Source organism: Kitasatospora sp. NPDC002551 (genome assembly GCF_040296005.1).
Taxonomy (GTDB): domain Bacteria; phylum Actinomycetota; class Actinomycetes; order Streptomycetales; family Streptomycetaceae; genus Kitasatospora.
On sequence record NZ_JBEOWI010000076.1, the window covers coordinates 1 to 23,292 of the forward strand.

The following is a 23,292-nucleotide window of genomic DNA, read 5'->3' on the forward strand; positions in this document are numbered from 1 at the left end:
AACATATCTGGCGTTGACTTTTGGCACGCTGTTGAGTTCTCAAGGAACGGACGCTTCCATCAGGCGGCTTTCACACCGGCCCTCCGGGCGCTTCGCTCTTTCGTGTTTCCAGCTTATCAGACGTTTTCCGCTCCGTTTTCCGGAGTTTCATTCACCCGACTTCGCTTTCCACTTGTCCCCGCTCTCTCGCGGCGACTCCGGAACTCTAGGGGAGACCGCACGCCACATGCAAATCGTCCCGCCCTGCTGGCGCAGGACGGGACGATCCGCGGTCGGAGCCGGCGTCAGGCGCGGCCCATCTCCTCGACGATGGCGGCCGCGAAGGCGTCGATGTCGGCCTCCGTGGTGTCGAAGGAGCACATCCAGCGGACCTCGCCGGTGTGCTCGTTCCAGAAGTAGAAGCGGTAACGCTTCTGCAGCCGCTCGCTCACCTCGCGCGGGAGGATCGCGAACACCGCGTTGGCCTGCGCCGGGCGGACGACGGTCACACCGTCGATCTTCCGCACCGCCGCCTCCAGGCGCTGGGCCATCGCGTTGGCGTGGCCGGCGTTTCGCAGGTAGAGGTCGCCGGAGAGCAGCGCCTCGAACTGGACCGAGACGAAGCGCATCTTCGACGCGAGCTGCATCGAGGTCTTGCGCAGGAACTTGATGTTCCGGACCTTCTCGGGGTTGAGCACGACCACGCACTCGCCGAACAGCAGACCGTTCTTCGTACCGCCGAAGGACAGCACGTCGACGCCCACGTCCGTGGTGAAGGCGCGCAGCGGGACGCCGAGCGAGGCCGCGGCGTTGGCCAGCCGCGAGCCGTCGACGTGGACCAGCATGCCGAGCTGGTGCGCGTGGTCGACGATCGCCCGGATCTCCTCCACGGTGTAGAGGGTGCCGAGCTCGGTGCTCTGGGTGATCGAGACCGCGAGCGGCTGCGCGCGGTGCTCGTCGCCGTAGCCCCAGGCCTGCTGGTCGATGAGCTCGGGCGTGAGCTTGCCGTCCGGGGTGGGGACCGTGAGCAGCTTGATGCCGCCCATCTTCTCCGGCGCGCCGCCCTCGTCCACGTTGATGTGGGCGCTCTCGGCGGCGACCACCGCGCCCCAGCGCGGGAGCAGGGCCTGCAGGGCGACGACGTTGGCGCCGGTGCCGTTGAAGACGGGGTACGCCTCGGCCTGGTCGCCGAAGTGGCGACGGAAGACGTCCTGCAGGTGGGTGGTGTAGTCGTCCTCGCCGTAGGCGATCTGGTGGCCGCCGTTGGCGAGGGCTATCGCCGCGAGGATCTCGGGGTGCACGCCGGCGTAGTTGTCGCTGGCGAAGCCGCGGACGGCGGGGTCGTGCCGCCGCTGCGCGTCGGTGCGGCCGGAGAGGTCGGCCGCGGAGAGGTCGGTCATCGGGCTGTCAGCCACAGGTGCTGTCCGTTCAGTTCTTCTGCGGGGCGGTCCCAGAGGCCCGCCAGGTGTGCGGCGAGGTCGGCGGTGTCGGTGAAGCCGGCGAACTTCGCCTCCGGCTTCTCGGCCCGCATCTCGGGACTGACCAACGCCTTGATCACCAGGATGGCAGCCGCGGCGGTGGGCTTGCCGTCCTCGGCGGTGGTCTCCTTGCGGAAGGAGTCCGCCATGGCGAGCGTCCAGGCCTCGGTGGCCGCCTTGGCGGCGGCGTAGGCGGCGCCGCCCGCGGTGGGCTTGTGCGCGCCCGCGGCGGAGATCATCGCGTACCGGCCGGACTCGCTGCGGACCAGGGCGGGCTGGAACGCCAGCGAGGTGTGCTGGAGGGTGCGCACGACGGTGTCGTGCAGGAAGTCCCAGTCGTCGATCCGGGTGTCGAAGAAGGTCTTGCTGCCGCGCCAGCCGCCGACCAGGTGGAAGACGCCGTCGACGTGGCCGTGCTCGGCCTCCAGGTGGTCGGCCCAGTCGTGCACCTCCTGCGGGTCGAGGAGGTCGATGACCTGGCCGCTGATCCGCGCACCGCGCACCGCGACGCGCACGGAGTCGAGCGCGGACTCCAGGCGCTGGGCGTCGATGTCGGCGCCCACGACGGTGGCGCCGTCCGCGGCCAGGCGGCGCAGCACGGCCTGGCCGGCCGGGCCGCTGGCTCCGGCGACGGCGATGACCTTGCCGGTCAGCGGTCCCTTGGGTGCGGTGGTCACGCGGCAACTCCCTGCAGGCCGGCGCCGGTGATGCCGGCGGTGGAGGCGATGACGCCGCCGAGCTTCTTGGAGAGGGCCTCGTAGAACATGCTCAGCGGGAACTCGTCGGGGAGCACAGCGTCGCACAGGGCCTTGTTGAGCGCCTTGCCGTCGGCGAGGTCGAACGGCAGCGCCTCGGTGCCCTTCGCCCAGGTGGAGGCGGGGTGCGGGGTGAGGTAGCGGGAGACCAGCTCGTAGGCGGCGATCCAGTGGGCCGGCTTGGGGCGGTCGATGCCGTCGCGGTAGAGGGTCTCGATCTCGGCGCAGAGCTCGTTGGTGACCTGCGGGGCGCGGTCCCAGTCGATGCTGAGGCGGTTGTCGCGCCAGCGCAGCGCGTCGTGCTTGTGCAGGTAGGCGAAGAGCAGCTGGCCGCCCATGCCGTCGTAGTTGCGCACGCGGTCGCCGGTGACCGGGAAGCGGAAGAGGCGGTCGAAGAGGATCGCGTACTGGACGTCGCGGGCGTGCTCGTTGCCCTCGGCCTCCAGCTTCACCGCCTCCTTGAAGGTGGTGAGGTCGCAGCGGAGCTCCTCCAGGCCGTACATCCAGAACGGGCTGCGCTGCTTGATCATGAAGGGGTCGAACGGCAGGTCGCCGTGGCTGTGGGTCCGGTCGTGGATGAGGTCCCAGAGCACGAAGGTCTGCTGCGAGCGCTCCTGGTCCTCCAGCAGGCTCGCGGCGTCGGCGGGGATCTCCAGGCCGAGCAGCTCGACGGCGTTGGTGGAGACGACGCGGAAGCGGGCGGCCTCACGGTCGCAGAAGATGCCGCCCCAGGTGAAACGTTCCGGCGCCTTGCGCACGGCCACGGTCTCGGGGAAGAGGACGGCGGAGTTGGTGTCGTAGCCGGCCGTGAAGTCGGTGAAGGTGATCGGCACGAACATCGGGTTGTCGAAGCGGGTGCGCTCCAGCTCGGCGAGCCACTCGGGCCACACGACGTTCAGCAGGACGGCCTCGAGGTTGCGGTTCGGGTTGCCGTTCTGCGTGTACATCGGGAAGACGACCAGGTGCTGCAGTCCGTCCTCGCGCTGGTCGGCGGGCTGGAAGGCGAGCAGCGAGTCCAGGAAGTCGGGCTCCCGGTAGCCGGTGTCGGCCCACTTGGCCAGGTCGGCGTCGACGGCGGCCAGGTAGACGGCGTCGTGCGGGAAGAGCGGGGCCAGCTCGGCGACGGCGGCGCGCACGGTGGCGACCAGCGGGTCGACGGTGTGGCGCTGCACGGCGGCCAGGTCGATGGAGCCGTCCTTGGACTGCAGCGGGCGCAGGGTCTCGACGGCGTCCTTCAGTCGCAGCCAGGCCGGGTGCTCGGCGAGGTTCTGGGCCGGGGCGTCGGCCGCCACAGCGAGCCTTGGCGAAAGATTCTGCATCGTGGACTCACTTCGACAGGAGGGTTTTCAACGAGACCACCATAAGTACGAAAGGTTCTTCTGTTCAAGGGGGGTCCTGGCGGCGGATCTGCGGTGGGCCTCGCCCCGGGTACGTGTGGCAGGCGTGTGAACAGTCAACGGGACCTTCCGGACGGGGCCGGACGAAGCCCCCCAAGGCGACCATGCCGCGCGTGTCCGGACCCCGCCACCGGGGGAGGTTTCCCACCCGACCGGTCCGCCCCTCCGCGCCCAGGAGCACCGCCATGCCCCTCCCCCGCACCTCCGCCCTCGCCGTCCTGCTCGCCGGGGCCGTGCTGGCCGCGGCCACCGGCTGCACCGCCCAGGAGGACGCCGCCGGCCCCGGCGCTTCGGCCTCCGACGCCGCGGACTGCGCGCCCGGCGCGCTGCCCACCCGGACGGCGGGCACGCTCACCGTCGGCACCGACAAGCCCGCCTACGCCCCCTGGTTCTCGGACGACCGGCCGGAGAACGGCAAGGGGTTCGAGTCGGCGGTGGCGTACGCGGTCGCGGCGAAGCTGGGCTACCCGAAGGAAAAGGTGTCCTGGGTGGTCACGCCGTTCGGCAAGGCGACCGCCCCCGGCCCCAAGGACTTCGACTTCGACGTCAACCAGGTGTCGATCAGCGCCGAGCGCCGTCAGGCGGTGGACTTCTCCTCCGGCTACTACGACGTCCGGCAGGCGGTGATCGCGCTGAAGGGCTCCCGGGCCGCCTCGGCCCGCGCCCTGGCCGACCTCAAGGGGGCCAAGCTCGGCGCGCAGGTCGGCACCACCAGCCTGCAGGCGATCACCGACACCATCCGGCCGACGGCCCAGCCGGCCGTCTTCGACTCCAACGACCTCGCCAAGGCCGCGCTGCGCAACGGTCAGGTCGAGGCGCTGGTGGTGGACCTGCCGACGGCCTTCTACATCACCGGCGCGGAGGTGACGGAGGCTCAGGTGGTGGGCCGGCTGGGCGGGTCCGGCGGGGGCGAGCAGTTCGGTCTGGTGCTGGACAAGGGGTCGCGGCTGACCGGCTGCGTCTCCGCCGCGGTGGACGCGCTGCGGGCGGACGGCACGCTCGCGGCGCTGGAGAAGGAGTGGCTGTCCGACGCCGTCGCGGCCCCCGTCCTGTCGTGAGCGCGGACGAGGTGGGCACCGACGAGGCGGACACGCGCGTCCCCCTCGACAAGGCGGCGGCCCCGGACGGGTACCGCCCCTCCGCACGGCGGCTGGCCCACGAGGCCTACCGGCGCCGGCGCACCCGCCGCTCGGCGCTGATCGCCGCCGCCTCCACCCTGGTGACCGCCGGCGCCCTGACCGCCCTGGTGGTCGCCTCGCCCGGCTGGCCGGCCGTGCGCCGGTCGTTCCTCGACGCCGGGTACGCCCGCCAGGCGCTGCCCGAGGTGCTCAAGGGACTGCGGATCAACCTGGAGCTGATGGCCGTCTGCGGGGCGCTGATCCTCGTCCTCGGGCTGCTGCTCGCGATGCTGCGCACGCTGCGCGGGCCGGTGTTCCTGCCGGTGCGGCTGCTGGCCACGGTCTACGTGGACTTCTTCCTCGGCCTGCCGATGATCATCTGCCTGCTGGTGATGATCACCGGCGTCCCGGCGCTGCGGCTGGCCGGGGTGACCTCCGACCCGCTCTGGCTGGGCGGCGCGGCGCTGGTGCTGACGTACACGGCCTACGTCTCCGAGGTGTTCCGCGCCGGGATCGAGGCGGTGCACCCGGGCCAGCTGGCCGCCGCCCGCTCGCTGGGGCTGTCGCACCCCCAGGCGATGCGGTTCGTGGTGCTGCCGCAGGCGGTGCGCCGGGTGGTGCCGCCGCTGCTCAACAACCTGGTCAGCCTGCAGAAGGACACCGGTCTGGTGTCGATCGGCGGGGTGATCGACGCGGTCTACGCGGCGAAGATCATCAACGGCCGCTCGTTCAACTCCACCCCGTACCTGGTGGCGGCGCTGGTCTTCGTGCTGCTGACCATCCCGCTGACACGGTTCACCGGCTGGCTGACCACCCGGATGAGCCACCGCCGAGACCAAGGAGGCGTGCCGTGACGGCCGATCCCGCCCGCACCGAGCCGGTCCTGCGGCTGGAGGCCGTGCGCAAGGGCTTCGGGGCCGGCCCGCCGGTGCTCCGCGAGGTCCACCTCACCGTCCCCGAGCACTCGGTGACGGCGCTGATCGGGGCGTCCGGCTCCGGCAAGTCGACGCTGCTGCGGTGCGTCAACCTGCTGGAGCGGATCGACGACGGGGCGGTCTTCCTGGACGGCGTGGAGATCACCGACCCGCGGGTCGACGAGGACGCCGTCCGGCGGCGGATCGGCGTGGTGTTCCAGGCGTACAACCTCTTCCCGCATCTGACGGTGCTGGAGAACGTGACGCTCGCCCCGCGCCGGGTGCACGGCGTGGCGCGCGGCGAGGCGCGCGAGCGGGCGCTGGAGCTGCTGGAGCGGCTCGGGCTGGCGGCGAAGGCGCGGGAGTACCCGGACCGGCTCTCCGGCGGACAGCAGCAGCGGGTGGCGATCGTCCGGGCGCTGGCCACCGGGCCCCGGCTGCTGCTGCTCGACGAGATCACCGCCGCGCTCGACCCCGAGCTGGTCGGCGAGGTGCTTGCGGTGGTGCGGGACCTCAAGGAGCAGGGCATGACGATGCTGCTCGCCACGCACGAGATGGGGTTCGCCCGCGAGGTCGCCGACCAGGTGTGCTTCCTGGACGCCGGGGTGGTACTCGAACAGGGGCCGCCCGAGCAGCTGTTCGGGGCGCCCCGGCAGGAGCGGACCCGGCGGTTCCTGAGCCGGGTGATCGCCTCGGGCCGGCTCGCCCGCTAGGCACCCCGGCAGGTGCGACAGGGCGGCGCTGACGGCCCGTCGCACCATGGCGGTCACACCCGTGCGCCCCCGCGCGCCCCCGTACGCGCCCTGCTACGGGCGGCGGCCGGCCGGGATCGTGGGACGGGACGCCCGCCCACGCCGCCCGGGAGGCCGCCGTTGCACGGTCCGAGCCTGGTCAGCTGGCTGCTCGCCGTCCTCACCGCGGCCTCCGGGGGCTACTGCCTCTCCCGGCTGCGCCGCGCCCCGTGCGCCCCGGCCGGGGAAGCGGCCCGGCCGCGGCGGCTGCGCGCCCACGAGTCCGACCTCGCCGAGGGGCTGATGGGCTGCGGGATGGCGGCCATGGCGGTGACCGGGACGGCCGTGCCGGGCGAGGTGTGGGCCTGGGTGTACGGCCCGCCCGCGGTGCTCCTGCTGCTGGCGGCCCTGCGCCGTCCGGCCCGGCGCGCGCACCGGCTGCACCACGCGGTCGGCGCGCTGGCGATGACCTACATGGCACTGGCGATGACGGCCGGACAGGGCCACGCCGGACACCACGCGACGGGGGGCTCGCCGGCCCTGACCGGCGCGCTGCTGGCCTACTTCGGCGGGTACGCCCTGTGGTCCGGCAGCCGGCTGCTGAGCGGGTCCGCCGGCGCGGTGCCGGTGGCCTCGGCCGGGCTGCCCCGGGCCTGCCGGCTGTCGGTGGTCATCGGCATGTTCGCCATGCTCCTGACCATGTAGCCGCCGCGCGGCGCCGAGGGAACCCGCCGCGCCGCCGAACGGCCGTGGCGTTGGTCACTGGGTGGCCGAAACCCGTACCACCCCGCTCCGGTAGCGCATAAGTTGGCGGGAAGCGCGCTTGTCGCGCTCCGTGCGTCCTCGGGGAGCCCATGCCATGACGGCCCTGCTCGGCCTGCTGCTGCTCGGACTGCTGCTCGCCACCACGGCTCCCCGGTTGCTGACCCGGGCGCGCTGGGTGGAACGCGAACCGGTGCTGGCCCTGCTGGTCTGGCAGTGCCTGGTGGTGGCCGTGCTGCTGTGCTGCGCGCTGAGCCTGGTGCTGGCCGCGATGGCCGCCCTGCCCGCGCTGCGCGAGGTGCTGTTCTCCTGCGCGCCGAACGGGGTGGAGGCCGCGTACGGGCTGCACAACGCCGAGGGCTGGGGCCGGTTGTGCGCGGCGGTGCTGGCGGCGGGCGGCCTGCAGACGGTGTTCGCGCTGACCCGCGAGGTCCGGACGGCGAAGGCGCTGCGCGCCCGCCGGCACGCCCGGCTCGCCGAGCTGTCGCCACCGCTGCCGGAGTCGATCGAGCCGGCCTCGGGCCGGGGCGCGCGGCCCCGCCGGGAGCGGCTGGTGGTGCTGGAGAACGTCCGCCCGGAGGCGTGGTCGCTGCCGGGGCACGAGTCCCGGCTGGTGGTGACCACCGGGGCGATGCGGAAGCTGACCGCCCGGGAGCTGGCGGCGGTTCTCAGCCACGAGCGCGGGCACGTCCGGGCCCGGCACCACTGGCTGGCGCAGGGCGCCCAGGCGCTCGCCTCCGGATTCCCCGGCGTCGGGGTGTTCAGCGCGTTCCGGGACCAGGTGGGCGAGCTGGTGGAGCTGGCGGCGGACGACCGGGCCGCGCGCCGGCACGGGCGGCACACCACGGCCCTGGCGCTGGCCGGGGTCAATCTGGAGCGCGGGGTCTTCGGTTCCTGCCCGCCCGGGCTGGCGCAGTCCCCGAAGCGGGTGGACCGGCTGCTGGCGGGGCGGCCCCGGCTGTCCGTGCCCAACCGGCTGCGGCTGACCCTGGTCGCCCTGGCGGCGCCCGCCGCGGTCGTCGTGCTGGCCGCCGCGCCGGGGCTGCTCGCCCTGCGCTGAACCGGCCGGGCCGCGCAAACCACAGCGGCGAACCGGCCGGTCACGTCCGCGTGTTGACGGGGGTCAGTCCGGGATCGGCCCGCAGGCGGGCACCGGGTCGTCGGCCAGGGTGAGCGAGAGCACCTCGCGGTGCAGCGGGCGCGCCTCGGTGTAGCGCCGGTGGCCCTCCTCGGTCACCGCGACCTTGATGCCCCGCCGGTCGTCCGAGCACATCGCCCGGGTGACCAGTCCGGCCTTCTCCAGGCGGCCGATCAGCCGGGAGAGCGCGCTCTGGCTGAGGTGCACGGTGGGGGCGAGTTCCTGGACCCGCAGCCCGCCGCCGGTGCCGTCACAGCCCTCGACGAGGCGCTCCAGCACTTCGAACTCGCTCATGCCCAGGCCGTGCTTCTCGCCCAGCTCGCGGTCGAGCAGGCAGGCGGTCTGGGCATGGCGGGCCAGCAGGTCGCGCCACTGGGCGACCAGACCTGCCTCCGCCGGGGAGTCGAGTTCAGCCACCGCGCCAGGGTATCACAGGCGTCCACAACTTATGCGTTAACATCTTATTCACTTGCATTGAATGCATGTGCATGTAGTCTCTTGCGCCATGACCACAGCGACCGCCACGACTCCTGACGCACCGTCATCCGCCGGGGGCCACTGGACCCCCCGCCTCTGGGGCACCCTGATCGTGCTCTGCGCCGCGCTCTTCCTGGACGCCCTGGACGTCTCGATGGTGGGCATCGCCCTGCCGTCCATCGGCTCCGAACTGCACCTGTCGACCTCCACCCTGCAGTGGGTGGTCTCCGGCTACGTGCTCGGCTACGGCGGCCTGCTGCTGCTCGGCGGCCGCACCGCCGACCTGCTCGGCCGCCGCCGGGTCTTCCTCGCCGCGCTCGCCGTCTTCGCCGGCGCCTCCCTGCTCGGCGGCCTGGTCGACGACGGCGGACTGCTGATCGCCGCCCGCTTCCTCAAGGGCGTCGCGGCCGCCTTCACCGCGCCGGCCGGCCTGTCGATCATCACCACGACGTTCCCCGAGGGCCCGGCCCGCAACCGGGCGCTGTCGATCTACACCACCTGCGGCGCCAGCGGCTTCTCGCTGGGCCTGGTGCTCAGCGGGCTGCTCACCTCGGTGGGCTGGCGCTGGACCTTCCTGATGCCGGTCCCGATCGCGCTGATCGCGCTGGTCTTCGCCGTCCGGCTGCTCCCCCGCCCGACCGAGGAGAAGGCGCACGGCCGCTACGACGTGCTCGGCGCGATCACCGGCACCGCCTCCGTCCTGCTGCTGGTCTTCACCGCCACCGAGGCGCAGGGCGCGGGCTGGCTCAGCCCGCGCACCCTGGGCTCGCTCGCCGTCGTGGTACTGCTCGTCGCGGCCTTCCTCGTGGTCGAGAGCCGCACCGCGCACCCGCTGGTGAGGCTCGGCATCTTCCGCAACGGCGCGGTCGCCCGCGCCAACGTGATCGCCTTCGCGATGGCCGGCGCGTACGGCGGCTTCCAGTTCGTGGTCACCCTCTACCTGCAGGACCTGCTCGGCTGGTCGGCCCTGGCGATGGCGCTCGGACTGCTCCCGGCCGGTGCGATGATCGCCCTCTCGGCGCCCTTCATGGGGCCGGTGGTGGACCGCTTCGGCACCGGCCGCCTGCTGCCGATCGGCCTGCTGGCCCTGGTCGGTGCGTTCGCCCTGTTCCTGCGGCTGGACGAGCACAGCTCCTACCCGGCGCTGGTGCTCCCGTCGATCGTGCTGCTCGGCGTCGGCTTCGCACTGGCCTTCCCCTCGGTGAACATCGCCGCCACCGACGGGGTGGCCGACGAGGAGCAGGGGCTCGCCTCCGGGCTGGTGAACACCGCGATCCAGGTGGGCACCGCGGTGGTGCTGGCCGGCGCCACCGCGATCATCACCGCGGGCAACGGCGGCGGCACCAGCGCCCAGGCCCAGCTGGACGGCTACCGGCCCGCGCTGCTCTTCGTCACCGGGGTCGCACTGGTCGGACTGGTGATCGCCGTGGGCGGCGCCGTGGTCGACCGGCGGAAGAAGGCAACTCCGCCGTCCGTGCCGGACTATGATTATCAGTCAGTCAGCCGGGAAGACCTGGCAGAGCAGCGCGGTGAGATCCTCAGCAAGCGCTGACCCACGAACGCTGGACGACGGCAGGGCCCCGATCCGGGTTCGGCCCTCTCCGTCGGGCAGGGCGCCGGCTCTACCAAACCCCCGTGTTGGTAGGGCCGGCGCCACCGTACGAACCGAACCGGGCCGCCCGGCCAAGGGCCGGCCGCCGCGGTTCGCCCGCCGGCCCGGCCAGTATATTGGCCGCCAGCCAACGAACGTACGGAGCAGACACGATGGCACCTCGCGGGGATTCGGTCAATGAGGAGATGCGCCAGCGCTCCCGGCGACGCATCATGCGGGCCACCGTCGAGCTGGTCGACCAGCGCGGATACGCCGGCACCACGCTGACCGACATCGCCGAGCGGGCCGGGCTCGCCCGCGGGCTGCTGTCCTACTACTTCGACGGCAAACGGCTGCTGATGCAGTCCGCGACCCACCGGATGATGCACCAGGCGCTCTCCGCCGCGCTCGACGAGCTGGCCCCCGACGCGGGCCCGGAGGCCCGGCTGGCCCGGGCCATCGACGCGGTACTCGGACTGGCCATGGACCACCCGCGGGTGATGCGCTCGCACCTCGCGCTGATCCTCGACCCGGACACCGGCGCATTCGTCCAGGACCCGGAGCAGCAGCGCCTCGGCGCCATCCTCCAGGGACTGCTGCGCGACTGGGGGGCGCCGGACCCGGTGGCCGAGCACGCGGTGCTGCGCAGCGCGCTGATGGGCGGGTGCATAGGCGTGCTGCTGCCCGGGGCGGAGCTGCCGCTGGCCCCGATCCGCGCCGACCTGTTCGGCCGCTACGGCCTGCCCTGGCAGCTGGGCCGCCCGCCGCAGCCGCTCCCGCCGGAACGGGAACGGCCGCCGGCCCGCGGCTGACCCGCGGCGGCCGGCGGCCGTCCCCGTGCCGTGCTCCGGTCGGCTCCCGGTTCCCCGGCCGCCTCCCGGCTCCCGCTCAGCGCTCCTTCAGGATCGAGGCCAGCAGGTCGATGGTGCGCTCGGGCGTGAGACTGTCCACGCAGAGCCGCTCCATGACCTGGATGTAGGCGTCCACGTCGTCGCGCTTGTCCAGGTACAGCGCGCTGGTCAGCTGCTCCAGGTAGACCACGTCGGCGAGGTCCTGCTCGGGGAAGCGCAGGATGGTGAACGCACCGGACTCGCCCGCGTGCGCGCCGAAGCGGAAGGGCATGACCTGGATGACGACGTTGGCCTGCTCGGCGGCGTCGATCAGGTACTGGACCTGGCCCCGCATCACCTGGGGCCCGCCCACCGGTCGGCGCAGCGCGGCCTCGTCGATGACCGCCCAGAGCCGCGGGCTGTTGCCCTCGGTGAGCAGCTTCTGGCGGCGCATGCGCAGGCTGACCCTGCGCTCCACCTCCTCCTCGCTGATCACCGGCCGACTCTGGCCGAAAACCGCCCGTGCGTACTCCTCGGACTGGAGCAGGCCGGGGACGAACTGGACCTCGTAGGTACGGATCAGGGCAGCGGCCTCCTCCAGGCCGACGTAGGTCTGGAACCAGCCCGGCAGGACGTCGTTGAAGCTGTGCCACCAGCCCGACTTGTTCGCCTCGCGGACCAGGCCGAGCAGCGCCTCGCGTTCGAGGCCGTCGTCCACGCCGTAGAGGCTGAGCAGGTCGGCGACGTCACGTTCCTTGAAGCTGACCCGGCCGAGTTCCATGCGGCTGATCTTGGACTCGGAGGCCCGGATCGCGTAGCCCGCATCCTCGCGGGTGATGCCACGCGTCTCGCGGAGCCGGCGCAGCTGGGAGCCGAGGAGGATCCGGCGGACCATCGAGCCGCCGCCCGGCTGAACTGTGGTCATGCGGTCCTAACCTCCACCTAGGGCAAACAGCGCACAGTCTGCCATCAGTTGAGCGCTCACGGTGCCGATACTGACGGATGTTCCTATCAGTTCTGCACTCCGCACACCAGGATGCACGTGCATCCGGCGCTTGCATATGCCATTTGAACGACTGCACGTGAATCGACTCTTGCATCTGCAGTGAGCGCAGAGCACGATGGTGCACGTGCACCTGCACATCCCTGGCAATCCCGCGGGCTCCGCGTCGACCCCACGCGCGATTCCGTGCACCGGCCCGGCAGCGCCCCCGCGCCTCCGGGCCCTCGTGCGCGCGCGCCTGGTCGAGGGGGCGGCCGCGCGGCCGAGCGAGTCGGAGGTGACCGGCATGACCCCGGCGGGTCCAGCCGTGTCCGCCCCCTTATGGGAGGAGCTCTTCATGAGCACCGGAACGGCTTTGGCAGTCGACCCCCATGTGGTCACCTGTACGCTCGCCCCCCGCTATGAGGCCGTCAGAACCGCGCGCGACTTCGCCAGAACCGCCCTGCGGCGCTGGGGCCTGGACGAGCTCTTCGACGACGTCGCGCTGGTGGCATCGGAGCTGGTGACCAACGCGCTGCGGCACGCGATCGGCGCGTGTCCCACCGCGGCGGACGACTACGACTTTCCCACGCAACCGGCGGCCGAGAGCCGGCTGCCGATCCGAATAAGCCTCGTGCACCGCGCGCCCCAGGTGGTCTGCGCGGTGAGCGATCCGAGCAGCATCGGACCGGTGGCCCGGGAGGCGGACTTCGTGGCGGAGTCCGGACGCGGCCTGCACCTGGTGGACTCGTTCAGCCGCTCCTGGGGCTGGCATCCGCTGGGCGGCGGCAAGGTCGTCTGGGCCCTGTTCGAGGCGCAGGAGGCGCAGCGTCCGGCGCCCGCCCCGGTGGCGGAGTTCGGCGGACGGCACCGGCGCTCGGCCTGATCGGCACCCGGCGGACCCGCGTGCGGCGGAACGGCCCCGCGCGACCACCACAGCACGGCGAACGACACCCCGGCAGCGGCGACCGGCGGCCCTCGGGCAGCGGGCACCGGCAGCCCCCGGCGGTGGCGGCTCCTCCGATCCGCGTGCGGCGGCTCGGCAGAGCGGCGGGCGGGAACCGTGGCGCTTCCCCGGCGCATCCCCGGCGCATCCCGGGACCGGTCCCGGGCAGGGCCGCCCGACGGCGGTCCGCGGAAGGGTTCCGGACGACGGGCTCCGCGACTCCGCGACTCCCGACGAGGAGCCCGGGCGAGGATCCCGGACAAGACAAAGGCCGTCGTGGTGTCAGCACCCACGACGGCCCCCCGAATGGTGAAGCCGGCGGCCGGTCAGACCGCCAGGTGGTCGAACTCCCCGTCCTTCGCCCCCAGGAGCAGTGCGGCGATCTCGGCCCGGGTGTAGATGAGCGCCGGACCGTCCGGGAAGCGGGAGTTGCGCATCGCCACCTCGCCCCCCGGGAGGGCGGCGAACTCGACGCAGTTGCCCTGGGAGTTGCTGTGCAGGCTCTTCTGCCAGACCACGCCCTCGAGGTCGGTGGCAGCCATCCCGTTGTACGTGTCGTACCTGTCGTGCGTGTCGTGCATAGAAATCTCCCGAAGAGCTCCGGAGTGGGTCGTTCAGCTCGGCGCCCCGGCCCCGGCCGAACGCACGGGCCGGCCCCGTACCGGCCCGGCACAACGCCTCACTTGACGTGATGATAGCTCCAGTGCACGTGCATCAGCACGGGACGTTGCAGGTGCACGGCCTTTTCGACACCGAAACGGAACTCTTCACGAGGCACTCCCCCGACCGTACGTAAGCGGACATAGCCGACTGAATCGGCAAGCCGTCGCTAACCGCCCGTAGGCGAACACCCGCCGATTGTTGATCTTCGAACGCCGGGAGTCGCCCTTTCGTGACCCTCCGTCAGGCCGCCCGCGCGCTGTGAGACATCTCACGCGCGGGAGCGGCAACGCGGTTCCCCTTCCGGCGCATCTGAGCGGGTACCGGGAGAACTGCCGCCCGGGGGCCGGTTATGTCCGCATTTCCCCGCGGCCTCCCCGCCCGGTTCGGCAGCCGACTGCGGGCCGGGCGGACCGATGTCCTACGATCTCCGCCATGAGCACCGCAGCCATCCCGGGCGCGCCACTGCCCGTCCGCACTCCAGGCTCCCGTGCGCGGGGGCGCCACCGCCGTCCCGAGCGCCCCGAGATCCCGGCCGGTTCCCCGGCCCTGCTGCTCGCCGTCCCCGCGGCCGCCGGGCCGGAATCCCGGCCCGTCGTCGAGGAGCTGCTGTCCATCGTCCGCAGCGAGCAGAACGGCGTGCGGACCGCCGCCGGCTACCTCCCCTCCGGTGACGGCGGGGCGAGCGGTGAGCGCACCGTCGCCGAACTGCTGGCCGAGGCGGCCGAGGCCGGCCTGCCCGCGCCGGTCGTGGTGCCGCTGGTGCCCGGCCCGCACGACTTCCTGCCCGAACTGCACCGGCTCGCCGCCGAGTACGGCGCCCCCGTCACCGACGCGCTGGGCCCGCACCCGCTGCTCGCCGAGGGCGTCCACGTCCGCCTCTCCGAGGCCGGGCTGGCCCGTGCCGACCGCGCCCGGCTGTTCGCCATCGCGACCGCCGCCGACGGCGTGGTGCTCACCACCGTCGGCGGGCAGGCCGCGGCCGACGCCGCCGGCATCACCGGCATGCTGCTGGCCGCCCGGCTCGCCGTGCCGGTGGTCGCCGCCGCGCTGGACCTGCCCGGCTCCGTCGCCGACGCCGTCGCCCACCTCAAGGAGATGGGCGCCCAGAACCCGGCGCTGGCCCCGCTGGTGATCGGCCCGGAGGCGGACGCCGAGCTGCTCGCCACGGCCGCCGAGGAGTCCGGCTGCCCGTCGGCCGCGCCGCTGGGCGCGTACCAGGCGGTGGGCCAGCTGCTCGCCTCCACCTACCTGGCCGCGCTGCCGGCCGTCGCCCCCGAGGCCGGGGCCGACGAGTCGGACGCCGACGAGGCCGACGGCACGCGCGCCGGCGGGCGGCACGCCGCCCAGTAGCACCCCGTCACGCGGAAGGGCCCGGAACGGACGCACCGCCCCGGGCCCTCCTCGCGTTCCCTACCGGCCCACCCGGGTGGTGGGCGCGGCGGCGTCCTTCAGCTTCAGCGCGGGCACCTGCACCGGCCGCGACTGGCCGGCCAGCGTGGGCACCGCGGCCGCGGCGGCGTTCCACTGCGGCTGGGCGGTGCCCTCCTCGCCCGCCCGGCGCACCTGGAGCACCTCGGTGGACCCGGCCCGGCGCAGCAGGACGTTCTTGGGCGGACCGGCCTGCGGGTCCAGCCACAGCTCGTTGCCGCCGAACTCGCAGTCCAGCACCAGCACGTCGTCCGGCTTGCCGTCGGCCCCGGCGCGGAAGGCGATCCCGGCCCGGCGGTAGCCGGTGAACCGGCAGCGGCCGAAGGTGACCGACTCCCCGGCGAGTTCGTGCCGCGCGGTGGAGACCGCGAAGTCGCTCTTCCCGGCCGCGTCGATCAGCAGCCCGTCGAAGACGGTGCCCCGGTCGCGGCCGAGCGAGTGCAGCGCCACTCCCCCGCCCGCGTTGCCGTACAGCACGCTCGCGGTGTAGTCGAAGTCGTTGAGGTAGGCGCCGTGCTCGATGCCCCAGCCGCCGTTGTGGTACGCGGCGAACTCGGTGACCACGTGGTGCTGCTTGGCGTTGAGCCAGACGAAGATGCCGTCCTGCAGGTTGTTGTGGGCCAGGCAGCGCTGAAAGGTCCAGACGCCCTCGCTGTTCTCCGGCCACTCGAAGCCGGAGGCGCCGTTCGCCCCCTGCACGCCGACCGCCACGCAGTCCAGCGCCTTGCCGCCGGTGCCCGCGCCGAGGTTGAAGCCGGTCAGCCGGTAGGCCCGGGGGTTGGGTTCGAGCAGGGTGCGGGAGGCGACGCAGGACTCGTAGACGATGTCGTCGGACGGCTGCTGGGGGGTGCGGGTGTCCAGCGGACCGTCCCACCAGTAGGCGTCCTCCCAGGTCTCGTGGCTGATGCAGCTGCGGAAGGTGATGCCGTGGCTGGCGTGCGGGACGTACGCGTGGCTGCCGGCGTCGCGGACCACCACGCCCTCGACGACGGTGCCGCGGGTGGCGTCGCCGAGCCGGTGGAAGTGCAGTCCGTACCGGCCGAGCACCGGCGCGGTGACCGGGGCGGTGCCGTCCGGTCCCTTCCAGGTCTCCCTGGTGTCGGCGCGCGGGCCGACCCAGCGCAGCGCGGCGTGCCGCACGTCGGCCCGGCGGGAGCTGGTGAGGTGGACGTGGGTGCGGCCCCAGGCGGTGCCCTCGACCCGGACGCTGCGGGTCAGGTTGAGCACCTCGGCGCCGACGGTGACGCCCCCTCCGGCGGCGACCCGGGGGTGGGCGTACCGCAGCGGGGCGTCCAGGGTGACGGTGGTTCCGCTGACGGACCGGATGGTGACGAGGTCGTAGCCGGCGGCGAAACCCTCCTGGTCGGGCGGGCCGGTCGGGGTGACGGCGAGTTCGTCGCCGGGCAGCCAGCCGGCCGGCGGGGAGGTGAGGTTGACGACCGTGTCGCCGGCCCCGAGCTCGCGGTCGGCGCGGACCCAGGCGGTCTTGGCGGCGCCGTCCAGCCGCAGGTAGCCGGCGCCGGTGACCCAGAGGCCGACGTCGGTGTCGACCACCTTCATGCCGTCGCCCTGGAACCGCTTCTCGTCGACGCCGGGGAAGCGCAGGGTGTGGACGTGGCCGCCGTCGGGGGCGAGGGCCAGGGCGCCGCGGACCTCGACGTTGCCGGCGGCGGCGAGGGTGACGGTGCGGTCGGCGGCGAAGGTGAGCGCGCCGCCCGGCTCGACCAGCAGGGAGCCGACCTCGGCGTCGGTGTCGAGCAGGACCCGGTCGGTGATCCGCACCGCGCTGCGCGGTCCCGGCGGGCTGCCGCCCCAGCCGGCCCGGTCGGACCAGCGGCGGCCGCCCTGGTCGACGGTGGGCGCGGGGGCGGGCTGCTCGGGGGCGCCGGTACCCGGGGGGCCGGTGCCGTCCGGCGGGGCGGCGCCGTGGCCGCCGTCGGAGCCCATCGGGCCGGCGGCCTCGGTCGGGGTGGTCCCGATGACCGCGGCCGGGGTGACCAACCGGGTCTCTCCGGTCAGCGAGCGGCGCAGGATCTCCTCGCCGCTGATCGCCGCGAAGGCGGTGCCGACGGCCAGCCAGCGCAGTAGTGCCCGGCGGGTCAAGTGAGTTCGGGACGGTTCGGTCGGGATGTCCGCTCTGCGGTGCTTTGCCCGGCGATGCGCTCCGCGTGGCCGGGCGGCCGGACGGGGGGTGTTCGGCTCCTCGTCGATGCCCATCGGTGCGTAGCCCTCTCTCCGGACGGCTGCGGCGGTGCCGGCGCGCCGCCGACGCTCTGAAGCATAGGCAGTTGCGTTGGCCACGACCGGCGTTGCGGAAAACCGGTCATTTCTGATCATGAAGGACAGCCGCTCAGCACGGATTTCGCAAACCGTGACGAGCGTCACACATGTTTGCGGTTTGAACGCGCCTCTGCTTAACGTGCTCCCCGTTCGTGGCCACACGGACCCAGCACGTCCGCGACGCCGAGTCCTGCCGTCGGGCGCGCTGGCAGCGCAATGCACCACGGCAGGAGCGGGGGAACCACAGGTAGTTCGCCCAGGACCGGTCCTCGGACCGGCCCCGGGCTAGGGGTGAAGCCGCGTCCACAGCGCGGCCGGGCAACTCCGGCCCGAATCCGACAGCTCACCTCGCAGGCGTGGGAGAGGACCACGTCTTCATGCTGCCCACCAACGGCACCCGACTGTCCGGCCGTACCCGTCGCGCGATCGCCGCCCTCGGCGTCGCGGGCATCGGCCTCACCGTCCCCGGCCTGACCGCCGGCACCGCCTCGGCCGCCTCCGTCGCCACCTGGGACAAGGTGGCCCAGTGCGAGAGCGGCGGCAACTGGAGCATCAACACCGGCAACGGCTTCTACGGTGGCCTCCAGTTCACCAACTCCACCTGGTCCGGGTTCGGCGGCACCGCGTACGCCGCGCGCGCCGACCTCGCCACCAAGGACCAGCAGATCGCGATCGCCGAGAAGGTCCTGGCCGTGCAGGGCCCCGGCGCCTGGCCGGTCTGCTCGGTCAAGGCCGGTCTGACCAAGGGCGGCACCCCGGCCGCGGTGGACACCTCCGCCGCCGCCAAGCCGGCCACCCAGGCCCCGGCCGCGCAGACCCCCGCCGCGCAGGCCCCGGCCGCCAAGCCGGCGGGCAAGCCCGCCGCGCAGCCGCAGGCCGCCACCACCGCGCCCGGCACCGCCCCCGCCGCCGAGCAGCGCCAGAGCGACCGGCAGTGGCGTCAGCAGAGCGGCCAGCAGGCCTCCGAGGCCTACACCGTGGCCGCCGGCGACTGGCTGTCCACCATCGCCGACGAGCAGCACGTCCAGGGCGGCTGGCAGCGCCTGTACGAGCTCAACCGCGCCACCCTGACCGACGGCCCGCACGCCATCTACCCGGGCCAGCGGCTGAGCCTGGGCGACCGTGCCCAGGGCCAGGGCTTCGACTGGTTCAACCGCGCCCAGGGCGACACCCGGGCTCCGTCCGCGCAGACCCAGACCCAGGCCCAGACCCCGGCCACCAAGCCGGCGAACAAGCCCGCCGCGCAGGCCGAGACCCCGGCGCCGGCCCCGACGGCCACCGGCAGCATGGCCGCCGCCGTCGCCTTCGCCCAGTCGAAGGTCGGCCAGGCCTACGTCTACGGCGGCACCGGCAACGGCGGCTGGGACTGCTCCGGCCTGACCCAGGCCGCGCTGCGCGCCGCGGGCATCTCCGTCCCGCGCGTCGCCGCCGACCAGGCCGCCGCGTCCACCCACGTCTCGCTGGACGCCCTCAAGCCGGGCGACCTGCTGTTCTGGTCCAACAACGGCAAGGACTCCGGCGTCTACCACGTCGCGCTGTACATCGGCGACGGCAAGTACGTCGAGGCCGCCAACCCGAGCTCGGGCGTGCGGACGCAGACCGTCGCCAACTGGGCGCCGGACTTCGCCGGCCGGGTCTGATCCCGTCACGCCGCGGCCCCCGGGGAGAGTCCGGTCGCTCCTCCCCGGGGGCCGCGGCATGCCCGGACGCGGGCGCGCGAAGAGCGGCCATGGTCAAACCGGGGCCGCACCGGGCATGCTGCTGCCCTGCACCCGAGGAGGAGTCACCATGGCCCAGGTCACCGTCACGCTCGACGCCAACCTCGCGATCGACGCGATGATGCTGTCCGGCACCAGGAACCCGCAGGACGCCGTCGAACTGATCCTCCGCGACTACCTGGAGCGGGGCCGGCGCACCGAGACCCGCACCGGCGACGCCGCCGACGGCCACCGGGTCACCCAGGACCGCCCGGTCGCCCAGGAGGGCTGAGCGGCCGCAACGCCGAAGGGGCCCGGGAGCACATCCGCTCCCGGGCCCCTTCGGCACCCTGATCGGCGCACGGGCCGCTCAGTACACGGCTGCTCAGCGCGCGCGGGCGCCGGTCGAGCCGCGCATCACCAGCTCCGGCTGGAACATGAACTCCCCGCGCTGCGCGGCGTTGCCGCCGACCTCCTCCAGCAGCGCGTCCACCGCCGCGGTGGCCATCGCCTCCACCGGCTGGCGCACGGTGGTCAGCGGCGGCTCGGTGAAGGCGATCAGCGGCGAGTCGTCGAATCCGACCACCGAGATGTCCTGCGGCACCGCCAGGCCCCGCTGCCGGACCGCCCGTATCGCGCCGAGCGCCATCATGTCGCTGCCGCAGACGATCGCCGTGCAGCCCTTGTCGAGCAGCGCCCCGGCCGCCGCGTGCCCGCCCTCCACGCTGAACAGCGTGTGGTGGACGAGTGCCTCGGCCTCCTCCCGGCTGCGCCCGAGCACCTCCCGCATGGCCGCGGTGAAGCCCTCGATCTTGCGCAGCACCGGCACGTACCGCTGCTGGCCGACCGCCAGGCCGATCCGCTCGTGGCCGAGTTCGGCGAGGTGCTGGACGGCCATCCACATCGCGGCCCGGTCGTCCGGCGAGATGAACGGCGCGTCGATCCGCTCGCTGTAGCCGTTGATCAGCACGAACGGCACCCCGCGCCCGGCCAGCCGGGCGTAGCGGTCGTGGTCGGCGGTGGAGTCCGCGTGCAGGCCGGAGACGAAGACGATGCCCGCCACGCCCCGGTCGACCAGCATCTCCACCAGTTCGTCCTCGGTGGAGCCGCCCGGCGTCTGGGTGCAGAGCACCGGCGTGTAGCCGTGCCGGCTCAGCACCTGCTCGATCACCTGGGCCAGCGCCGGGAAGATCGGGTTGCTCAGCTCCGGCGTGATCAGCCCGATCAGGCCCGCGCTGCGCCGGCGCAGCCGGGTCGGCCGCTCGTAGCCGAGCACGTCCAGGGCCGCCAGCACGGTCTGCCGGGTGGCGGCCGAGACGTTGGCCTTGCCGTTGAGCACGCGGGAGACGGTGGCTTCGCTGACCCCCGCCTGCGCCGCGATGTCTGAGAGTCGCGCCGTAGTCACGATCCCAGAGCCTATTGCAACCACGTCAGACCTCCCACCAGTCGGTGCTGTCCGCGGCGAGCACCGCCTCGCCGTCCGCCACCACCGGGTCGGCGCCGGCGGAGGTGAGCAGCAGTCGGCCGGGGGCCGGTATCCGGACCGGGGCGCCGGTGGTGTTGACGGTGCAGACGAAGGAGCCGCGGCGGAACGCCAGGGTGCCCTCGGGGCCCTCCAGCCACTGGACGTCCGTGCCGGCGCCGAGGTCGGGCCGCGCCTTGCGGACGGCCAGCGCCGAGCGGTACAGCTCCAGGGTGGAGGTCGGATCGCCGGTCTGCGCCTCGACACTGAGGCCGGCCCACTCGGCGGGCTGCGGCAGCCAGGACGGTCCGCCGGCGCTCGGGCCGAAGCCGTAGGGGGCCTCGGTGCCGGACCACGGGATCGGGACGCGGCAGCCGTCGCGGTAGCCGTCCTGGCCGGCCTGACGGAAGAACGACGGGTCCTGGCGGACCTCGTCGGGCAGGTCGGTGACGTCCGGCAGGCCGAGTTCCTCGCCCTGGTAGACGTAGGCGGAGCCGGGCAGCGCGAGCATCAGCAGGGTGGCGGCGCGGGCCCGGCGCAGGCCGAGTTCGCGGTCGCCGGCGGTGCGGATCTGGGTGCCCAGGCCCGGCGGGTTGGCGAACCGGGTGGCGTGCCGGGTGACGTCGTGGTTGGAGAGCACCCAGGTGGTGGGGGCGTCGACCGGGCGCATCGAGTCGAGCGAGAGGTCGATCACCGCGCGCAGCTCGGCGGCGTCCCAGGAGGTGCCGAGGTACTGGAAGTTGAAGGCCTGGTGCAGCTCGTCGGGGCGCACGTAGTTGGCGGTGCGCTGGACGGTCGGGGTCCAGGCCTCGGCGACGCCGATCCGCTGCCCCGGGTACTCGTCGAGGATCCCGCGCCAGCTGCGGTAGATCTCGTGCACGCCGTCCTGGTCGAAGAAGGGCATGACGTCGTTGCCGAGCAGCTTGAGCTGGTCGGCGCCGCCGAGGTCGGGCAGGCCGGGGGCCTTGACCAGGCCGTGGGCGACGTCGATGCGGAAGCCGTCGACGCCCATGTCCAGCCAGAAGCGCAGGATGGAGCGGAACTCGTCGGCGACGGCCGGGTTCTCCCAGTTGAAGTCGGGCTGCTCCGGGGCGAACAGGTGCAGGTACCAGTCGCCGGGGGTGCCGTCCGGGTCCTCGGTGCGGGTCCAGGCCGGGCCGCCGAAGATGGACTCCCAGTCGTTGGGCGGCAGTTCGCCGTTCTCGCCCTTGCCGGGGCGGAAGTGGTAGCGCTCGCGCAGCGGGGAGCCGGGGCCCTCGCGCAGGGCGCGCTTGAACCACTCGTGCTGGTCGGAGGAGTGGTTGGGGACGAGGTCCACGATGATCCGCAGGCCCAGCTGGTGGGCGTCGCGGATCAGCGCGTCGGCGTCCAGCAGGGTGCCGAACACCGGGTCCACGGCGCGGTAGTCGGCGACGTCGTAGCCGGCGTCGGCCTGCGGGGAGGCGTAGAACGGCGAGAGCCAGACGGCGTCCACGCCGAGGTCGCGCAGGTAGGGCAGGCGGCTGCGGATGCCGGGCAGGTCGCCCATGCCGTCGCCGTTGGAGTCGGCGAAGCTGCGCGGGTACACCTGGTAGATGACCGCGTCCCGCCACCAGCCTCTGTCCGCGGCGGCACCGGCCTCGTGAGCGGTGGCGTCGGCGGCGGGCCGGGAGGTGTCGGCCAGGTTCTGGGTCATGGACGGTATCCCTTGGGAAGTGGGGGCGGAGCGGTCGGGACGTCGAGGGGTGACGTCGTTCAGGACTTCGAGGCGCCGGCGGTCAGGCCGGTCACCAGGTGGCGCTGCACCAGGTAGAAGAGGACCGAGGAGGGGATGGCGATCAGCACGGCGGTCGCGGCCATCAGGTTCCACTGGGCGTCGTGCTCGCTGACGAAGGTCTGCAGGCCGACGGCCAGGGTGTACTTGTCGGAGCTGAGCATGAAGGTGGAGGCGAAGGCGACCTCGGCCCAGGCGGTGAGGAAGGAGTAGAAGGCGGCGACCGCCAGGCCCGGGCGGGCGAGCGGCAGCACCAGGCGCCAGAAGGTGCCGAACGGGGTGAGCCCGTCGACCCGGCCGGCCTCGTCGATCTCCACCGGGATGGTGTCGAAGTAGCCCTTCAGCAGCCAGGCGCAGTACGGCACGGTGGTGGTCGAGTAGACCAGGATCAGGCCGAGGTAGCTGTCCAGCAGGTCGAGCTTGGACAGGATCGTGTACATCGGCACGATCAGCACGGCGATCGGGAACATCTGGGTGACCAGCAGCGACCACATGAGCGGCTTGTGGCCGGGGAAGCGCATCCGGGAGACGGCGTAGCCGGTGGAGGCGGCGATCAGCACGCCGAACACGGTGGTGACGCCGGAGACCAGGAAGGCGTTGCCGAACCACTTGAAGAAGTCGGTGTCGAACAGCACCGTCGAGTAGTTGGACAGCGTCAGCTTGCCGAGGATCTCGCCGGGGTGCAGGTAGTCGGTCTTGTCCGGGCCGAACGAGACGTAGAGGATCCACGCCACCGGGAAGAGCGCGATCAGGCTGGCCAGGGTCAGCGCGCCGTGCATCAGGGTCCTGGCGAGCGGGCCGGACTCGCCGCGGGGGCGGACCTTGGCCGGCCGGGCGGCGGGGGCCGCGGGCCGGGCGGTGAGGGGGGTGGGTCGGTCGGTGGTGGTGCTCATCGAAGTGCCTCCTTCGTG

21 protein-coding genes and 1 riboswitch are annotated in these 23,292 nt (G+C 73.2%); of the genes, 11 read left to right on the forward strand and 10 right to left on the reverse strand.

Going from position 1 to position 23,292, the window contains the following annotated elements; translation table 11 throughout:
* Positions 1-284 precede the first annotated feature (284 nt).
* Genes ABT093_RS36645 through ABT093_RS36655 form a run of 3 tightly spaced genes read right to left on the reverse strand, consistent with a single transcriptional unit; the run spans position 285 to position 3,531 of the window.
* Positions 285-1,379 carry a threonine aldolase family protein gene (locus ABT093_RS36645; protein ID WP_350571729.1) on the reverse strand — a complete coding sequence of 365 codons (1,095 nt, stop codon included), beginning with the start codon at positions 1,377-1,379 and terminating at the stop codon, positions 285-287.
* On the reverse strand, positions 1,376-2,134 hold the full coding sequence (locus tag ABT093_RS36650) for an SDR family NAD(P)-dependent oxidoreductase (RefSeq protein WP_350571690.1): 759 nt from the start codon (positions 2,132-2,134) through the stop codon (positions 1,376-1,378). The genes ABT093_RS36645 and ABT093_RS36650 overlap by 4 nt, the downstream gene beginning before the upstream one ends.
* Positions 2,131-3,531, reverse strand: a complete 1,401-nt coding sequence (locus tag ABT093_RS36655) for a DUF6421 family protein (protein ID WP_350571691.1) — start codon at positions 3,529-3,531, stop codon at positions 2,131-2,133. The genes ABT093_RS36650 and ABT093_RS36655 overlap by 4 nt, the downstream gene beginning before the upstream one ends.
* A gap of 263 nt (positions 3,532-3,794) precedes the next feature.
* Between ABT093_RS36655 and ABT093_RS36660 the strand changes: the two genes are divergently transcribed.
* From ABT093_RS36660 to ABT093_RS36680, 5 genes are all read left to right on the forward strand, one after another.
* Entirely contained in the window at positions 3,795-4,667 is an 873-nt protein-coding gene (locus ABT093_RS36660; protein ID WP_350571692.1) for an ABC transporter substrate-binding protein, read from the forward strand.
* Complete coding sequence (locus tag ABT093_RS36665) at positions 4,664-5,581, forward strand: amino acid ABC transporter permease (RefSeq protein WP_502884396.1); 918 nt, start codon at positions 4,664-4,666, stop codon at positions 5,579-5,581. The genes ABT093_RS36660 and ABT093_RS36665 overlap by 4 nt, the downstream gene beginning before the upstream one ends.
* Entirely contained in the window at positions 5,578-6,354 is a 777-nt protein-coding gene (locus ABT093_RS36670; protein ID WP_350571693.1) for an amino acid ABC transporter ATP-binding protein, read from the forward strand. Before ABT093_RS36665 ends, ABT093_RS36670 begins: the two co-directional genes overlap by 4 nt.
* Before the next feature lie 159 nt (positions 6,355-6,513).
* The gene (locus ABT093_RS36675; protein ID WP_350571695.1) at positions 6,514-7,077 is read left to right on the forward strand and encodes a DUF5134 domain-containing protein; all 564 of its coding nucleotides are present in this window, start codon (positions 6,514-6,516) and stop codon (positions 7,075-7,077) included.
* A 154-nt stretch (positions 7,078-7,231) separates the two neighbouring features.
* Complete coding sequence (locus ABT093_RS36680; RefSeq protein WP_350571697.1) at positions 7,232-8,194, forward strand: M56 family metallopeptidase; 963 nt, start codon at positions 7,232-7,234, stop codon at positions 8,192-8,194.
* A 63-nt stretch (positions 8,195-8,257) separates the two neighbouring features.
* Here ABT093_RS36680 and ABT093_RS36685 read toward each other — a convergent pair whose 3' ends face one another.
* Positions 8,258-8,689, reverse strand: a complete 432-nt coding sequence (locus tag ABT093_RS36685; RefSeq protein WP_350571699.1) for a MarR family winged helix-turn-helix transcriptional regulator — start codon at positions 8,687-8,689, stop codon at positions 8,258-8,260.
* Between the two features lie 88 nt (positions 8,690-8,777).
* On the opposite strand from ABT093_RS36685, the gene ABT093_RS36690 reads away from it, so the two are divergent.
* Both ABT093_RS36690 and ABT093_RS36695 read left to right on the forward strand, forming a co-directional pair.
* Entirely contained in the window at positions 8,778-10,301 is a 1,524-nt protein-coding gene (locus ABT093_RS36690; protein ID WP_350571701.1) for an MFS transporter, read from the forward strand.
* Between the two features lie 245 nt (positions 10,302-10,546).
* Positions 10,547-11,152 carry a TetR/AcrR family transcriptional regulator gene (locus ABT093_RS36695; RefSeq protein WP_350571703.1) on the forward strand — a complete coding sequence of 202 codons (606 nt, stop codon included), beginning with the start codon at positions 10,547-10,549 and terminating at the stop codon, positions 11,150-11,152.
* A 76-nt stretch (positions 11,153-11,228) separates the two neighbouring features.
* On the opposite strand, the gene ABT093_RS36700 is transcribed toward ABT093_RS36695, so the two are convergent.
* Positions 11,229-12,095 carry a Sco1979 family transcriptional regulator gene (locus ABT093_RS36700; protein ID WP_350571705.1) on the reverse strand — a complete coding sequence of 289 codons (867 nt, stop codon included), beginning with the start codon at positions 12,093-12,095 and terminating at the stop codon, positions 11,229-11,231.
* A gap of 415 nt (positions 12,096-12,510) precedes the next feature.
* On the opposite strand from ABT093_RS36700, the gene ABT093_RS36705 reads away from it, so the two are divergent.
* Positions 12,511-13,038: an ATP-binding protein gene (locus ABT093_RS36705; RefSeq protein ID WP_350571706.1), complete on the forward strand. Its 528-nt coding sequence runs from the start codon at positions 12,511-12,513 to the stop codon at positions 13,036-13,038.
* A 386-nt stretch (positions 13,039-13,424) separates the two neighbouring features.
* Here the strand turns inward: ABT093_RS36705 and ABT093_RS36710 are convergent, their stop codons facing one another.
* Positions 13,425-13,679 (reverse strand): DUF397 domain-containing protein, encoded by a 255-nt coding sequence (locus ABT093_RS36710; RefSeq protein ID WP_350571708.1) that lies wholly within the window; start codon positions 13,677-13,679, stop codon positions 13,425-13,427.
* A 514-nt stretch (positions 13,680-14,193) separates the two neighbouring features.
* Between ABT093_RS36710 and ABT093_RS36715 the strand changes: the two genes are divergently transcribed.
* Entirely contained in the window at positions 14,194-15,111 is a 918-nt protein-coding gene (locus ABT093_RS36715; RefSeq protein ID WP_350571709.1) for a hypothetical protein, read from the forward strand.
* Positions 15,112-15,171: 60 nt separating this feature from the next.
* Here ABT093_RS36715 and ABT093_RS36720 read toward each other — a convergent pair whose 3' ends face one another.
* The gene (locus ABT093_RS36720) at positions 15,172-17,292 is read right to left on the reverse strand and encodes a hypothetical protein (RefSeq protein ID WP_350571710.1); all 2,121 of its coding nucleotides are present in this window, start codon (positions 17,290-17,292) and stop codon (positions 15,172-15,174) included.
* Positions 17,293-17,678: 386 nt separating this feature from the next.
* Positions 17,679-17,839: riboswitch (cyclic di-AMP (ydaO/yuaA leader) on the forward strand.
* Between ABT093_RS36720 and ABT093_RS36725 the strand changes: the two genes are divergently transcribed.
* On the forward strand, positions 17,826-19,109 hold the full coding sequence (locus tag ABT093_RS36725; RefSeq protein WP_350571712.1) for a transglycosylase family protein: 1,284 nt from the start codon (positions 17,826-17,828) through the stop codon (positions 19,107-19,109). It overlaps the preceding riboswitch by 14 nt.
* Positions 19,110-19,257: 148 nt before the next feature.
* On the forward strand, positions 19,258-19,458 hold the full coding sequence (locus ABT093_RS36730) for a hypothetical protein (protein ID WP_350571714.1): 201 nt from the start codon (positions 19,258-19,260) through the stop codon (positions 19,456-19,458).
* Positions 19,459-19,551: 93 nt separating this feature from the next.
* Here the strand turns inward: ABT093_RS36730 and ABT093_RS36735 are convergent, their stop codons facing one another.
* Genes ABT093_RS36735 through ABT093_RS36745 form a run of 3 tightly spaced genes read right to left on the reverse strand, consistent with a single transcriptional unit; the run spans position 19,552 to position 23,274 of the window.
* Entirely contained in the window at positions 19,552-20,571 is a 1,020-nt protein-coding gene (locus tag ABT093_RS36735) for a LacI family DNA-binding transcriptional regulator (RefSeq protein WP_350571715.1), read from the reverse strand.
* Positions 20,572-20,596: 25 nt separating this feature from the next.
* Positions 20,597-22,303, reverse strand: coding sequence for a glycoside hydrolase family 13 protein (locus ABT093_RS36740; protein ID WP_350571717.1), 1,707 nt, complete (start codon positions 22,301-22,303; stop codon positions 20,597-20,599).
* 59 nt (positions 22,304-22,362) lie between these two features.
* Positions 22,363-23,274, reverse strand: a complete 912-nt coding sequence (locus tag ABT093_RS36745) for a sugar ABC transporter permease (protein WP_350571719.1) — start codon at positions 23,272-23,274, stop codon at positions 22,363-22,365.
* Between the last annotated feature and the right edge of the window lie 18 nt (positions 23,275-23,292).

Bases quoted from the DNA above. Each gene is read 5' to 3' on its own strand.
- ABT093_RS36715 (WP_350571709.1), top strand. From the start codon at position 14,194: ATGAGCACCGCAGCCATCCCGGGCGCGCCACTGCCCGTCCGCACTCCA.
- ABT093_RS36680 (WP_350571697.1), top strand. From the start codon at position 7,232: ATGACGGCCCTGCTCGGCCTGCTGCTGCTCGGACTGCTGCTCGCCACC.
- ABT093_RS36705 (WP_350571706.1), top strand. From the start codon at position 12,511: ATGAGCACCGGAACGGCTTTGGCAGTCGACCCCCATGTGGTCACCTGT.
- ABT093_RS36645 (WP_350571729.1), bottom strand. From the start codon at position 1,379: ATGACCGACCTCTCCGCGGCCGACCTCTCCGGCCGCACCGACGCGCAG.
- ABT093_RS36710 (WP_350571708.1), bottom strand. From the start codon at position 13,679: ATGCACGACACGCACGACAGGTACGACACGTACAACGGGATGGCTGCC.
- ABT093_RS36740 (WP_350571717.1), bottom strand. From the start codon at position 22,303: ATGACCCAGAACCTGGCCGACACCTCCCGGCCCGCCGCCGACGCCACC.
- ABT093_RS36745 (WP_350571719.1), bottom strand. From the start codon at position 23,274: ATGAGCACCACCACCGACCGACCCACCCCCCTCACCGCCCGGCCCGCG.
- ABT093_RS36730 (WP_350571714.1), top strand. From the start codon at position 19,258: ATGGCCCAGGTCACCGTCACGCTCGACGCCAACCTCGCGATCGACGCG.
- ABT093_RS36660 (WP_350571692.1), top strand. From the start codon at position 3,795: ATGCCCCTCCCCCGCACCTCCGCCCTCGCCGTCCTGCTCGCCGGGGCC.
- ABT093_RS36695 (WP_350571703.1), top strand. From the start codon at position 10,547: ATGCGCCAGCGCTCCCGGCGACGCATCATGCGGGCCACCGTCGAGCTG.
- ABT093_RS36700 (WP_350571705.1), bottom strand. From the start codon at position 12,095: ATGACCACAGTTCAGCCGGGCGGCGGCTCGATGGTCCGCCGGATCCTC.
- ABT093_RS36690 (WP_350571701.1), top strand. From the start codon at position 8,778: ATGACCACAGCGACCGCCACGACTCCTGACGCACCGTCATCCGCCGGG.
- ABT093_RS36655 (WP_350571691.1), bottom strand. From the start codon at position 3,531: ATGCAGAATCTTTCGCCAAGGCTCGCTGTGGCGGCCGACGCCCCGGCC.